Here is a 14,262-nt window from a genome sequence, read left to right on the forward strand (position 1 = left end):
CGATAGGGAACCCAAAATGCGTTCGTTTCTACTCATACTCATTGCTGCTTTGATCATGCCGTTGGCGCTACAGGCCCAGACCCTCGAGCGCATCAAATCATCTGGCGAAATCAAATTCGGCTATCGCACCGATGCCGCACCACTGTCGTTTGAGAATGACGCAGGCCGCCCGCAGGGGTATTCGCCGATTGTCTGCTTCGCCATGGCGGAGCGGTTGGGGGCTGAACTGGGCCTGGAAGAACTCGATATCGTGTTTGAACGGGTCGATACGTCAAACCGCTTCGACAAAGTCGCGAGTGGAGAGATCGATTTGCTATGCGGTGCCGCAACGATAACGCTAAGCCGTCGCGAACTTGTCGACTTTTCGGTGCCGACCTACGTGGACGGCACCACAGTGTTGCTGCAGCGCGATGGTGTTTCGAGTTTGGCAGAGCTTTCTGGCAAGAAAGTGGGCGTCAGAGGAAATACAACTACTGAAGAAGCGCTCAACAACTCTTTGGCGGCAGACGGGATTGATGCCGAAGTGGTGACATATGACGATCACGCAGACGCCATCACAGCGATGGAGAACCGCGAGATAGATGGCTATTTTGCGGACCAGTCCATCCTGATCAATCTGCTTCTGGCGAGCGAGAAACAAGATCAGTTCAAAGTCTTCGACGGCATTCTGACCGTAGAAAAGCATGGTTTTGCGATGGCGCGGGGCGACACGGACTTCCGATTGGCAGTGGATACTGTGCTTTCAGAGCTTTTTCTTGATGGCTCTATGGCGCGGGCTTTTGAAAAAGCTCTGCCCGGCGCCGAAGCCGGTGGCGCTCTGGAGGCCTTGTTTTTATTGTCGCCTACCCTTCCCTGATGCGGTTTGGCAATTGGGTGGGCAGGTGATTCGTCTCAGGTCAGCAAAATTAACACGACGCGCAACATCATGCTGAGATCATCGTTAACGCCCCTTTCACCATTCCACGCCTAAGCATATAACATGAGCAAAGCCCGCCTTGAAAAAGTGCGGGCTAATACAAAATCGGGCAAGGTTAATTGCAATGTTTGACAAAATTCGCGGGATGTTCTCATCCGATATGGCCATCGACCTCGGCACAGCGAACACATTGGTCTATGTAAAAGGCAAAGGTGTGGTTCTTTCCGAACCTTCAGTCGTTGCCTATCACATCAAGGACGGGGTGAAAAAAGTTCTCGCGGTGGGCGAGGACGCAAAACTCATGCTCGGACGAACCCCAGGCAGCATCGAAGCCATCCGCCCTATGCGGGAAGGGGTCATCGCGGATTTTGATACCGCCGAAGAGATGATCAAACACTTCATTCGCAAAGTGCACAAACGTTCGACTTTTTCCAAACCCAAGATCATCGTCTGTGTCCCGCATGGTGCAACCCCCGTCGAAAAACGCGCCATTCGTCAATCTGTTCTGAGCGCGGGTGCGCGTCGAGCGGGCCTGATTGCAGAACCCATTGCCGCGGCCATTGGGGCGGGCATGCCAATTACGGATCCGACAGGTAATATGGTGGTTGATATTGGTGGCGGGACCACAGAGGTCGCCGTATTGAGCCTTGGCGATATTGTTTATGCGCGCTCTGTGCGGGTTGGTGGTGATCGGATGGACGAAGCCATCATCAGTTATTTGCGACGCCAACAAAACCTCTTGGTCGGTGAAACGACCGCCGAACGGATCAAGACGTCTATCGGTACTGCAAGGATGCCCGATGATGGGCGTGGCACCTCCATGCAAATACGTGGCCGGGATCTGTTGAACGGTGTCCCCAAGGAAATTGAGGTCACCCAAGCCCAAATCGCCGAAGCTCTGGCAGAACCGGTTCAGCAGATTTGCGAAGCCGTTATGACCGCACTGGAAACAACCCCACCGGACCTTGCGGCTGACATTGTCGACAGAGGCGTTATGTTGACGGGAGGTGGTGCTTTGCTGGGTGATCTGGATCTAGCTCTGCGAGAACAGACCGGCCTTGCCGTTTCGATTGCGGATGAATCGCTTAATTGCGTGGCTCTTGGGACCGGCAAGGCTTTGGAATTCGAAAAACAACTACGTCATGCGATCGATTATGATAGCTGAAATGGCATAGTTAACGATCCCGTCAGCGGCAGGTTTGCCCTGCCTGTTCAGGTCAGGAGACGACCAAAACATGGCAAAAGAACAAACAAATGGCAGCGAATATACCGGCCCGGTACGCCGGCTGCTGATTGCTGTTCTTGTTCTTTGTTTATTAAGCACGTTTCTGGTGTGGCGGATCGACAGCCCTCGCGTGGAACGCTTTCGCGCGCAGGTTACGGACCGCTTTGTCCCGGGCCTTGATTGGGCCATGTCCCCTGTTACCGGCATCATCAACCTGCTCAAGGATTTTCAAAGCTATCAGCGTCTGGCTGAGCAAAACGGCGAGCTGCGTTCCGAATTGCGCCGTATGCAAGCATGGAAAGAAGCCGCGCTGCAACTTGAGCAGGAAAACGCGCGGTTGCTTGATCTCAACAAGGTGCGTCTGGATCCGCGCCTGACCTATATCACCGGGGTTGTTCTGGCTGACAGTGGCTCGCCATTTCGCCAGTCAGTGTTGCTGAACGTTGGCGCACGTGACGGCATTATTGATGGCTGGGCAACGATGGATGGGATCGGCGTCGTTGGACGCATTTCCGGCGTAGGCGAAAATACTTCTCGGGTTATCTTGCTGACGGATGCATCCAGTCGCATTCCTGCGCTCATTCAACCATCCGGTCAACGTGTAATCGTCTCTGGTGATAACTCTGCGGCACCGCCGATTGAGTTTCTGGAAGACAGTGATGTGGTGCGCCCCGGACACCGCGTGATCAGTTCAGGCGATGGTGGCGTGTTCCCTGCCGGGCTTCTGATTGGCCAGGTTGCGGCGGACCCGACGGGTAAGCTACGCGTCAGACTGGCAGCCGATTATCAGCGCCTGGAATTTCTACGCGTGTTGCGACACCATGGCACCGATCCGGTTTCCGATACGGCCAATATTATCGGACCACAATTGCCCCAGCCGCCAATAGTCGCACAAGAACAGGTCAACCAATGACGGAACTGCCTCTGACACGGTTGTGGACGATGCGGCTTGGTTTTGCGCTGTTGGTTTGCGTCATTCTGTTCTTTCACCTGCTGCCTTTACAGACTACGCCGCAGCGCTGGGTCGGCCCTGATCTGCTCCTCGCTTTTGCTTTTGCCTGGTCTTCACGACGTCCCGAATACGTGCCTGCCCTCGCGCTGGCCGGTCTGTTTTTGTTGGCCGACCTCTTAATGCAGCGGCCACCCGGGCTTTGGGCAATGCTCGCCCTGTTGGCATGCGAACATCTCAAGGCGCGCGCGCGAGGTCTGCGGGACGCCAACTTTGCCGCAGAGTGGTTGAGTGTTTGTATTTTAATTGCAGCGATCGCCATGGGATATCGCGTTGTTTTGATGGTCACTGCAGTTGATTTGCCACAGTTTAGCTTGACCCTTTTCGAAACGCTTATGACAATGTTGTTCTACCCTGTGATTGTCCCAGTTACGCATGGAATAATGAGAGTACGCAAAGCAACACCAGGCGATCTGGAACCGTCCGGAAGTCGATCATGAGCTGGTCCCAGTACGCTTCAGAAGGTTGAAAGATGAAGAAAACGCGCGCTGAAACAGACTTTAGTCACCGCCTTATTTCGCGGCGGGCTGCGTTGTTGGGTGGGGCACAGTTGCTGTTTATCGGGGGCCTTGCCGCCCGAATGCGGTTTTTGCAGGTCGACCAGGCGGATCAGTTTCGCCTTCTGGCAGAAGAAAACCGGATCAACGTGCGGCTGATCCCACCCTCGCGTGGCGAAGTTTTTGATCGAAATGGCATCCGTCTGGCGCAAAACGCACCGTCGTATCGTATCGTGATTGTGCGCGAGGATGCGGGCGACACGGACGCTGTTCTGGACCGCCTGTCAACGATAGTCGCCTTGGATGCGGAAACCCTTGAGCGGACCAAACTGGAGTTGAAACGGTCCCCATCCTTTTTGCCGGTGACGATCGCCGAGGATGTCAGCTGGGACGATATTAGCCGTGTTTCCGTCAACGCGCCGGCTCTGCCCGGTGTAACGCCAGAAGTCGGGCTCAGCAGAATTTATCCGCAAGGATCTGATTTTGCTCATGTCTTGGGATATGTCGGACCAGTATCAGACTATGACCTGGAAAAAATCGATGATCCGGAACCTGTTTTACGCATTCCTCGCTTTCAGATTGGCAAGGTCGGGGTTGAAACAAAACTGGAACCTATGTTGCGCGGCAAGGCAGGCGCAAAGCGCGTTGAGGTAAACGCAGCAGGTCGGGTGATGCGCGAATTGGACCGGGTCGAGGGGACTCCCGGGTCAGACTTACAACTCACCATTGATGCCACTTTACAGGGATATGTTCAGGCGCGGTTGAGCGAGGAAAGCGCCAGCGCGGTTGTCATTGATTGCGACAATGGCGACGTCGTTGCGTGCTCTTCTGCGCCGACCTACGATCCAAATCTCTTTGTGCGCGGTATTTCTGTTAAGGATTACAACGCACTGACAGGTAATAAATATCGGCCCCTGGCAAGTAAAACCGTACAGGGCCTCTACCCACCGGGCTCAACTTTCAAGATGATGACAGCCATGGCCGCCCTTGAAGCCGGCATGATTGGCCCCGATGAGACTGTCTATTGCCCCGGTCATCTGACAGTATCGGGGCGGCGCTTCCATTGTTGGAAGCGTGCGGGGCATGGCTGGGTTGATTTACAGACCTCGTTGAAACGGTCCTGCGACGTCTATTATTATGATCTGGCGGTCAAGATTGGCATTGAGAAAATCTCCGCCATGGCCAAGCGGTTTGGTTTGGGCGTCAAACACGATGTGCCGATGTCCGCCGTTGCTCAGGGCCTCGCACCGACGATGGACTGGAAATCTTCGACTTACGGGCAAAACTGGCGTGTCGGCGACACGGTCAATGTCTCAATTGGGCAAGGATTTATGCTGGCGTCTCCTATGCAACTGGCGATCATGACAGCACGGCTTGCGACGGGTCGCGCTGTTGAACCAAGGCTGATCAAATCCATTGATGGCGTTGAAACCCCCCAACGGGGTGGCGAGAGCATGGGTATGAACGAGAACAACTTGCGCAAAATGCGGCGCGCCATGAACGCGGTGGTCAATGATCGTCGGGGCACTGCGTATGGTTCGCGCATCATCGATGATACCATGCGCATGGCCGGCAAAACCGGAACCAGCCAGGTGCGCAACATTACGGCCGCTGAACGCCGCGCCGGGGTCATCAGAAACGAGGATCTGCCGTGGGAGCGGAGAGATCATGCACTGTTTGTTAATTTCGCACCTGTTGAAAATCCTAAATACGCCGTTGCCGTCGTTGTGGAGCATGGTGGTGGTGGGTCGAAAGCCGCCGCGCCGATTGCGCGTGACATTACTCTTCAGGCGATGGCTGGCGGTGCGCCTCCGCTAGAAGCCTATCCCGCAAAAGATCGCGAAAAAATCGAGTTACAACAGGAAAAACTGCGGGCCATGCAACCACAGGCGGCGTTTTCAGGGCGGGATCAGGCATGAGCTATCTTGAATATGCCGTAAAATCCGCACCTTCGGGTTTGCGCAAGATATTCTATCTGAACTGGCCCGTCGCCTTGCTGCTCGCGTCTGTTTCCGGGGCCGGCTTCTTGATGCTTTATTCCGTGGCAGGCGGATCATTCACCCCTTGGGCCGAACCGCAGATGAAGCGTTTTGCCATGGGCTTTACTCTGATGATATGCGTCGCGATGGTACCCATCTGGTTCTGGCGCTCGCTGTCCGGCCTCGCGTATTTGGGCACGCTGGCATTGTTGGTGGCCGTAGAACTGTTTGGAACGGTCGGCATGGGCGCGCAGCGCTGGATTGATCTGGGGTTCATGCGCCTGCAACCATCCGAGTTGATGAAAATCACACTGGTGATGTTTCTGGCCGCCTACTACGACTGGTTACCAGCAAAACGTACCTCACATCCGTTTTGGGTGCTGTTGCCAGTATTGATTATTCTGATCCCCACATTTCTGGTGTTGCGCCAACCTGACCTTGGAACATCAATTCTTTTGCTCGCTGCCGGTGGCGGTCTGATGTTTCTGGCTGGGGTTCACTGGGCTTATTTCGCTGCGGTCGTCGCCAGCGCAATAGGATTGATCACGACCGTTTTCCAATCTCGCGGGACGCCATGGCAACTCATAAAAGACTATCAGTTCCGGCGGATTGATACCTTTCTCGACCCCAGTACCGACCCCCTCGGTGCGGGCTATCACATCACTCAGTCTAAAATCGCACTTGGATCCGGTGGCTGGACAGGACGCGGATTCATGCAAGGCACGCAAAGCCGATTGAACTTTCTGCCCGAAAAACACACCGATTTTATCTTTACGACTCTGGCCGAAGAGTTCGGCTTTCTTGGCGGTGTCTGGCTCCTTGGGCTTTATGCGCTCATCATTATCTTTTGCATCTGGTCAGCTCTGATGAACAAGGATCGCTTTTCCTCGCTCCTGACTCTCGGCATCGCATTGAATTTCTTTTTATTCTTTGCAGTAAATATGTCGATGGTCATGGGGATGGCACCGGTTGTCGGTGTTCCGCTGCCGCTGGTCAGCTATGGTGGGTCCGCAATGCTCGTCTTGATGCTGGCTTTTGGGCTCATGCAAAGCGCTCACGTGCATCGACCGAGGTAGTCTTCAATGTCCATCAAAGTCTTGTTTGCTGCTCACTCTGAACGGTGGGATATATACAAACCCGCTTTGGAACAGGCCTTTGCCGCCCTTGCGCTGGATGTTCATCTTGCGACTGACATCCCCTCGAAAGATGTGGACTACATCGTCTACGCGCCCAATTCTCCGCTGCAGGATTTCACGCCATTCACCCGCGCCAAGGCCGTATTGAACCTCTGGGCAGGTGTCGAGGCCGTCACAAATAACGCAACCCTTAGTATCCCGCTCGCTCGGATGGTGGATCCAGGGATGACAAAGTCCATGTGCGAATGGGTCGCCGGGCACGTCATGCGATATCACCTCGGCATGGACCGGCACATTGTGAACCCGGATCAAAAATGGCAGCCTCATACACCACCGTTGGCTTCAGAGCGCTCTGTCTGCATTCTGGGCATGGGCGCACTGGGCACAGCCGTTGCCAAGGTTCTTAACGCGCTTCATTTCAAAGTCAGCGGCTGGAGCAGACGCGAGAAAATAGTTGCTGGCGTGACGATGTATTATGGGGACGACGGATTGAAAGATGCGCTGGCCAATGCCGAGATACTGGTCTTGCTGCTGCCGGATACCAAGGAGACAGCAAACACCCTCAACACCGAGAGCCTCGCCCTACTCCCCAAGGGAGCTTTTGTCATCAACCCCGGCCGCGGTCCTCTGATTGATGATCAAGCTCTCCTGGAAGCACTTGATAACGGACAGGTGGCACAGGCCACTCTGGATGTATTTCGCGTCGAACCCTTGCCGCAGGATCACCCATTCTGGTCCGATCCAAGGGTAACTGTCACGCCGCATATTGCCGCAGAAACCCGCGAACACACGGCGTCACAGGTTATTGCCGAAAACGTACGGCGGGGAGAGGCTGGCGAAGAATTCTTACACCTCGTGGATCGCAAAAGCGGCTATTGAGCCAGTCCGCGCCCCTTCAACAGCGCCTCGACGCCCGGCAACCGCCCCCTGAAAGCAGTATAAAGCTCAGCCGCATCTCGACTGCCGCCCGTGGACAGGATGTGTTCTTCCAGCGCCGCTGCTCGTTCTGGATCAAACGCACCGTTTGCCTCTTCGAAGGCTTCAAACGCATCCGCGTCCATGACTTCTGACCACATGTAACTGTAATACCCACTGGAATACCCGTCCCCGGCAAAGACATGTGCAAACTGCGGGGTGGCATGGCGCATGGTGATGGCCGACGGCATTCCCACGTCTTTTAATACCTCTTCCTGGCGTGCCATAGGGTCTTTGGCCACTGGCCCGTCATGAAAGGACAGATCGACCAACGCGGAAGCCACATATTCTACTGTCTGGAACCCCATATCATAAGTGGCCGCCGCCAGTACTCTTTCCAGCATATCCTGCGGCATTGCGGCCCCGGTTTCCGCATGTGTCGCAAATTCGGACAGCACCTCAGGTACTTCCAGCCAATGTTCATAAAGCTGACTTGGCAGTTCCACAAAATCGCGCGCAACCGACGTCCCGGAGATGCTTTCATAGGTGACGTTTGACAACATCTGGTGCAGGGCGTGACCAAACTCGTGAAACAACGTTCGCGCATCGTCATAAGACAAAAGCGCCGGATCGCCTTTGGCGAAATTGCACACATTGATGACGACAGGCGATTGTTTTTCGGGGAATTTCGCCTGCGAGCGCATGGCCGAACACCAAGCCCCGGAACGTTTTGAGCCGCGCGCAAAGTAATCCCCGATAAAAACGGCCACATGTTCGCCGTTTCGGGTCACTTCCCATGCCCGGCAATCCGGATGGTACAGCGGTACATCCAGCGGTTTGAAAGCCAGCCCGAAAAGCCGGGTGGCACAGGCAAAGGACGCCTCAATCATCCGGTCGAGCTGGAAGTAAGGCTTAAGCGCTGCTTCATCCAAGTCATGTTCCGCTACCCTGCGTTTTTCGGAATAGTACCGCCAATCCCACGGTTCCAACGGGCCATTTACGCCATCTGCCTGCATCATCTTGGTCAGAACCTCAGCATCAGAATTGGCTTGGTTTTTCGCAGGCTCCCACACGGCCATCAAGAGATCACGCACGGCTCCAGGCGTCTTGGCCATTTCGGTTTCAAGCTTGTACTCTGCGAAACTGTCATAACCCAAGAGATGGGCACGCTCTTCGCGCAGAGCCAGCGTCTCGGCTGCAATCGCGCGGTTGTCCGTCTTTCCACCATTGGCGCCTCTTGCTGCCCATGCTTTAAACGCTTTTTCACGCAGGTCGCGACGGGAGGAGAATTGCAAGAACGGAACAATCAAGGAACGCGACAGGGTCACGACAGGCCCGCCTGCCGTTTTTTCTTCGCCCGCGTTTCTTGCAGCGTTCACCACAAAGTCTGGCAATCCCTGCAAATCGTCCTCCTCCAACGGCATGAACCAATCACGCTCGTCCGCCAGCAGATTTTGGGTAAAATCCGTACCCAACACGGCGAGACGCGCTTTGATCTCTTTCATCCGCTGCTCTGGCGCACCATCAAGCGCAGCACCAGCGCGCACGAACCCGCGATGTGTCAGCATCAGCACACGCTCTTGCTCGGAGGACAGATTCCATTGGTCTTTTTGGTCCCATACTTCTGCCACTCGGGCGAAAAGCGCCTTATTCCCGGAAATCTCCGAAAAATGCGCCGCCAACTCAGGTGAAAATTGGCGCTGCAAATCCTCGCGGGCTGGATTGCTATCTGCTCCGGCGACTGTAAAAAACACGCTAAGGACCTTGTCCAACGCTTTCCCGGCTGCTTCCAATGCTTCGATCGTATTGGCAAAACTTGCAGGCTCTTTTGAGGTGGCAATCGCGTCAATCTGATCGCGATGTTGTTTAAGCGCATCCTCCATGGCCGGCGCGAAATCGCCGTCGCTGATCAGATCAAACGGCGCGATCTCAAATGGGGTTTTCCAATCTTGCAGCAACGGGTTGGTCATAGCGGCTCTCCTTTGCATGACAAGCTAGGTTTGCACCGGGGGATGCACAACCGCCGGTGGCACGACAAATAGCATTTTTATCCCGATCAACTGGCTTCCGCGCGCGCCTGACCACATGTCGCGCAATCGGGTCGACGCGCAATGGAAATTGTACGGCTCTCCCCATAAAGCGCGTCGTATATGACCATTTGGCCGCGCAAGACTTGACCCGCACCTGTGATGATCTTGATCGCTTCAGCGGCCATCATCGCCCCGATCACACCCGGAAGCGGGCTCAAGACCCCAGCTTCTGCGCAGGACGGTGCAAGTTCAGGAGCAGGCGCTTGTGGGAAAATGCACCGGTAACAGGGCGCACCGGATTCAGGATCAAAGACGCTCAGCTGCCCTTCCCATTGGCTCAGAGCGCCGGAAATCAGAGGCATGCTTTGCGCTGTTGCGACTTTATTGACCAGATAGCGCGTTTCGAAATTATCTGTCCCATCCAAGACCAGATCATATTCTGAAAACAAATCATCTGCGATATCCTCGCTCAACCGGCGATGATAGGGGCGCACATCCACATAAGGGTTTTGCGCGAGCATTTCAGATTGCGCCGAGAAAACCTTGGGCATGCCGATCGCTTGGTCTTTGTGAATGACCTGACGGGCGAGATTGGCATTCTCGACGACATCATCGTCAATAACACCGATCTGACCAACGCCTGCGGCCGCGAGATATTGTAAGGCTGGCGCGCCCAAGCCTCCCGCACCAATGATCAGAACCCTTGCTTCTTTAAGTTTTTTTTGTCCCGGTCCGCCAATTTCACGCAGCACGATATGTCGGGCGTATCGGTTGAGTTCGGCATCGCTGAAACCCGATCTAGGGGTTTCCTGCGTCTCTGCTTCTTCTTTGCGCGCAGCACGCCTGCGCAAAGCCAACAAGCCGCGCCGATAAGAGAAAATGAGGGCAGCAAATCCACCAAGTAGTAGCCAAGGCGCGGGACTTTCACCTGTCGCCAATCGCAAAGGAGTTCCAGCAGGCAAGGTGAACTGGATGATCAATACACCGACATAGAACACGCCAATCGCCGTTGCGCGTGTTGCGCGGGGAACTCCCATGAAACCGCCCAACCCCCAGACAGCTGCCGCCAAGATGACAACCAACAGCATCAGGTTTTCCCGGTCGAGCCAAACCCGGCGGCGCCACGGTCTGTTTCGCTCAGGCGCTCGGCATACGCGAAATCTGCCTGCAGCACGGGCGCGAGAACCAGCTGAGCAATCCGCATGCCATGCGTCACTTCGAATGCGTCTCGCCCCGCATTTATGACAATGACTCCCACGGGGCCACGGTAATCGCTGTCAATTGTGCCGGGGCTGTTCACCAGCATGAGCCCGTGTTTGAGTGCCAATCCAGAACGCGGGCGCACTTGCATTTCATACCCCAAAGGGATCTCCATCTTCAGACCTGTCGGGATCAATGCGCGCTCCCCGGGCGCAATCGTCAAGGCACCGCAGGGTAGATTTGCCCGGACATCCGCGCCCGCAGCGCCCGACGTCTGATAAAGGGGCAAGTCTACCGTTTGATCGGCATTCTGTGCCCATGTCAGTTTGATCTGAACCAATCTGTTGCCCCTTGGCCTGCGTTTCAAGTTAAGGATTGTACGATGCGGTCCGCCAATCTTTCGGCGACCTCTGCCTTGGTCATTTTGGGCCAGTTCTCCGAACCATTGTCATCGATCACAGTCACAGTGTTCTCGCTGCCCCCCATAACGCCGCTTGATACGGACACATCATTAGCAACAATCCAATCGCACCCTTTACGGTCCCTTTTGGCAGTTGCGTTCCTGATGACATCGTGCGTTTCCGCTGCAAAACCAATCACCAGTTGCGGACGGTTGGTTTCTGCCTGTGCCACCTGTTGCAAGATATCCGGGTTTTCGGTGAATTCCAGGTGCGGCACCCCTTCTTTGGACTTTTTCAGTTTGTGATCAACCGCCCCGGTCACACGCCAATCGGCCACCGCCGCTGCGAACACGCCTGCGTCAACTGGCAAGCTCGCCTCTACGGCCTTCAGCATCTCCTGTGCAGTTTGCACATTGATGACCTCCACGTCTTGCGGCGGTGGAACATCGGCAGGACCGCTCACAAACACCACATGCGCGCCCTGTGCCGCAAGGGCGCGCGCAATGGCTGTACCCTGTGCGCCAGAGGATCTGTTGGCGATGTATCGGACCGGATCGATTGGTTCATGGGTAGGCCCGGACGTGACCAGAATACGTTTTCCATTCAGTGGCCCATTCACCAGGCGTGACTCAATCGCGGCGACGATTTCCAGCGGCTCGGCCATGCGCCCCGGTCCAAATTCACCACAGGCCATGTCTCCTTCATTTGGCCCAATCAGAAAGACCCCGTCTTTTTCGAGTTTCGTAAGGTTGCGCCGCGTCGCGGCATGTTCCCACATGCGCACGTTCATTGCCGGCGCGATCAAGACAGGCGTGTCCGTCGCCAATAGCAATGTACTGGCAAGATCATTTGCAAAACCACCCGCCATTTTTGCCATCAGGTCGGCCGTGGCGGGCGCGACCACGACCAAATCAGCCACGCGGCTGAGCTGAATATGACCCATTTCTGCTTCATCTGTGAGGTCGAATAAATCCCGGTAAACCTTGGCTCCAGCCAAAGCAGACACCGATAACGGCGTCACAAATTCTTCGCCCGCCTTCGTCAAAACCGGTGTGACCGAAGCTCCTCGCTCGCGCAGACGACGGATCAGATCAAGTGACTTGAACGCGGCAATACCACCACCGATGATCAGCAAAATATGTTTTCCAGTCAGCATGATGCGCCTTTGAAGGGGAATACTCCGACCCAACCATAAGCCGAGTGCTGTGTGACTGCCAGCCCCTCAAATCATCTGAAAGCATCACAGGGATCACCACGGTCCACAGTTGGACCGTCCAGCGTAACATTGAAAACACCATCAGGCTCATTTCCAGCTTCACCCTGCCCCAATGCGAAAACGGTGATCTCAGGAGCCGCCTTGGCGACGAGAAACGGCGCGCCCCAATCTGCCCGCGCATGGCCGTTTCCTGTAATCACCAGGACCGGACCGCCGGTTTCATCCAAAGCTTCCAGCGCGGTTCGCGCCAACACGGCATCGCGGAGTCGCTGCACCGAAACCATCATCGGCAGCAGATCCGCAGGCAAAGCATCACAATGGGCCAGGCGTTGCAAATTTTCGCGGGCTGCTTGCTGAGCATCCGACAGCGGCTGATCCAAGCCGAACCGCTGCGCATCCTGTACGTCAAACGCTTCTTCCAAAGGCTTTTCCATCAACTGGCGCACCTGGGCGCGCGGCACTCCGGCCCCGAAAATCTGCGCGGTGGGCGCAGCGGCGAAAATAGGATAGTACATGGCAAAATCAGGCCAGCCGGCGTCCTCCCAGTTCAGCGCAGTCGACAATTCCTGTTCGGACAGGCGATTTAATGGCGTGACAGCCGCAGCCTGATCAGGTGTCAACATTTCAAAAACCAAGGCCGAAGGCGCCAAAGCAACGGCCCATTCTGCCTGCACGGTGTGATGAGCAAGGTTGTCATGTTGTTCGCCAAGGAAGACAATTTGCGCCGAACCAGCCTCTGATGGCAGGCCATTGGCAAACGAAAAGGGAGCGGCCAAAGTGACCACTCCAAACAATAGTGTTGCTGACAACTGACGCTGGATCACATCAGGAAATGGTGCACTTCACGCGATTGGTTTTCCAAAGACTTCCGCATCTTGCCGAAAGCTGCGGCCTCAAGCTGGCGCACCCGCTCCTTACTGAGAGACAATTCCTGTCCCAGGCTTTCAAGGGTGCGGGGCTGGTCGCGCAACTTTCGTTCTCTTACGATAAAGCGCTCGCGATCATTGAGATCGTTCATCGCCTGAAGTAGCCACGCGCGCAACTGCTCTGTGTCGTGGCGATGTTCGACCGCCTCGGCTGCCTGCTCGCTGTCGTCTTCCAGCGCATCGATCCACTCACGCCCCTCATCTTCTGTCGATTGGGTTGCATTGAGAGAGTAGTCGGAGCCAGAAAGCCGCCCTTCCATCATTTCGACGTCATGCAATGGCACACCGATTTCAGTTGAAATCATTTGACGCAATTGATGGCGATCCAGTGTCTCGCCCGCTGCCGCACTTTCTCTTTCAAGCCTCGCCTGAACACGGCGCATGTTGAAAAACAGCGATTTTTGCGATGAAGTCGATCCAGTACGAACCATCGACCAGTTACGCATGACATGGTCTTGGATCGATGCTTTGATCCACCAAACCGCGTATGTCGAAAAGCGAACTCCGCGATCTGGGTCGAATTTGTCCGCGGCCTTCATCAGTCCAAGACCCGCTTCCTGGATCAGATCGTTCATAGGGGCGCCATATCGTTTAAACTTGGAAGCCATTGAAATAGCCAGCCTCATGTAAGCTGTAATCAGACGGTGCAGCGACTTTTCGCAGCGTTCATCACGCCACGCATAAGCGAGACGCAATTCTGTCTCCGCGTCCAATAGTTCCGCTTTCATCGCCTTACGCGACAACGTCATATCTCGTGCAGTATCCAAAGCCATAGCGACATCTCCCAGTCAGATGAAGCACACCTTGCCGTG

Annotated in this window: 13 protein-coding genes; 7 read left to right on the forward strand and 6 right to left on the reverse strand. The window is 55.3% G+C overall.

The window, feature by feature from the left end:
* The first annotated feature begins 16 nt into the window (after positions 1–16).
* The 7 genes from R8G34_09455 (at position 17) to R8G34_09485 (ending at position 7,641) form a co-directional block, all read left to right on the forward strand.
* On the forward strand, positions 17–856 hold the full coding sequence (locus R8G34_09455; protein ID MDW3223093.1) for an amino acid ABC transporter substrate-binding protein: 840 nt from the start codon (positions 17–19) through the stop codon (positions 854–856).
* A 178-nt stretch (positions 857–1,034) separates the two neighbouring features.
* Positions 1,035–2,081, forward strand: coding sequence for a rod shape-determining protein (locus R8G34_09460; protein ID MDW3223094.1), 1,047 nt, complete (start codon positions 1,035–1,037; stop codon positions 2,079–2,081).
* A gap of 70 nt (positions 2,082–2,151) precedes the next feature.
* Complete coding sequence (mreC, locus tag R8G34_09465; GenBank protein MDW3223095.1) at positions 2,152–3,054, forward strand: rod shape-determining protein MreC; 903 nt, start codon at positions 2,152–2,154, stop codon at positions 3,052–3,054.
* Positions 3,051–3,590 carry a rod shape-determining protein MreD gene (locus R8G34_09470; protein MDW3223096.1) on the forward strand — a complete coding sequence of 180 codons (540 nt, stop codon included), beginning with the start codon at positions 3,051–3,053 and terminating at the stop codon, positions 3,588–3,590. Before mreC ends, R8G34_09470 begins: the two co-directional genes overlap by 4 nt.
* Before the next feature lie 32 nt (positions 3,591–3,622).
* The gene (gene mrdA / locus R8G34_09475; protein ID MDW3223097.1) at positions 3,623–5,566 is read left to right on the forward strand and encodes a penicillin-binding protein 2; all 1,944 of its coding nucleotides are present in this window, start codon (positions 3,623–3,625) and stop codon (positions 5,564–5,566) included.
* Positions 5,563–6,702, forward strand: coding sequence for a rod shape-determining protein RodA (rodA, locus tag R8G34_09480; GenBank protein ID MDW3223098.1), 1,140 nt, complete (start codon positions 5,563–5,565; stop codon positions 6,700–6,702). Before mrdA ends, rodA begins: the two co-directional genes overlap by 4 nt.
* 6 nt (positions 6,703–6,708) lie before the next feature.
* Positions 6,709–7,641 (forward strand): glyoxylate/hydroxypyruvate reductase A, encoded by a 933-nt coding sequence (locus R8G34_09485; protein MDW3223099.1) that lies wholly within the window; start codon positions 6,709–6,711, stop codon positions 7,639–7,641.
* Here the strand turns inward: R8G34_09485 and R8G34_09490 are convergent.
* The 6 genes from R8G34_09490 to R8G34_09515 form a co-directional block, all read right to left on the reverse strand.
* Complete coding sequence (locus R8G34_09490; GenBank protein MDW3223100.1) at positions 7,635–9,647, reverse strand: M3 family metallopeptidase; 2,013 nt, start codon at positions 9,645–9,647, stop codon at positions 7,635–7,637. The two genes, R8G34_09485 and R8G34_09490, sit on opposite strands and share 7 nt — an antisense overlap.
* A gap of 86 nt (positions 9,648–9,733) precedes the next feature.
* Entirely contained in the window at positions 9,734–10,795 is a 1,062-nt protein-coding gene (gene moeB / locus R8G34_09495) for a molybdopterin-synthase adenylyltransferase MoeB (protein ID MDW3223101.1), read from the reverse strand.
* On the reverse strand, positions 10,795–11,247 hold the full coding sequence (gene dut / locus R8G34_09500; GenBank protein ID MDW3223102.1) for a dUTP diphosphatase: 453 nt from the start codon (positions 11,245–11,247) through the stop codon (positions 10,795–10,797). Before dut ends, moeB begins: the two co-directional genes overlap by 1 nt.
* A gap of 23 nt (positions 11,248–11,270) precedes the next feature.
* The gene (gene coaBC, locus R8G34_09505; protein MDW3223103.1) at positions 11,271–12,464 is read right to left on the reverse strand and encodes a bifunctional phosphopantothenoylcysteine decarboxylase/phosphopantothenate--cysteine ligase CoaBC; all 1,194 of its coding nucleotides are present in this window, start codon (positions 12,462–12,464) and stop codon (positions 11,271–11,273) included.
* A 71-nt stretch (positions 12,465–12,535) separates the two neighbouring features.
* Positions 12,536–13,348 carry a ChaN family lipoprotein gene (locus R8G34_09510; GenBank protein MDW3223104.1) on the reverse strand — a complete coding sequence of 271 codons (813 nt, stop codon included), beginning with the start codon at positions 13,346–13,348 and terminating at the stop codon, positions 12,536–12,538.
* On the reverse strand, positions 13,345–14,223 hold the full coding sequence (locus R8G34_09515; GenBank protein ID MDW3223105.1) for an RNA polymerase factor sigma-32: 879 nt from the start codon (positions 14,221–14,223) through the stop codon (positions 13,345–13,347). The genes R8G34_09510 and R8G34_09515 overlap by 4 nt, the downstream gene beginning before the upstream one ends.
* Between the last annotated feature and the right edge of the window lie 39 nt (positions 14,224–14,262).

This window comes from Paracoccaceae bacterium (genome assembly GCA_033344815.1).
In the GTDB taxonomy this organism is placed as follows: Bacteria; Pseudomonadota; Alphaproteobacteria; order Rhodobacterales; family Rhodobacteraceae; genus Roseobacter.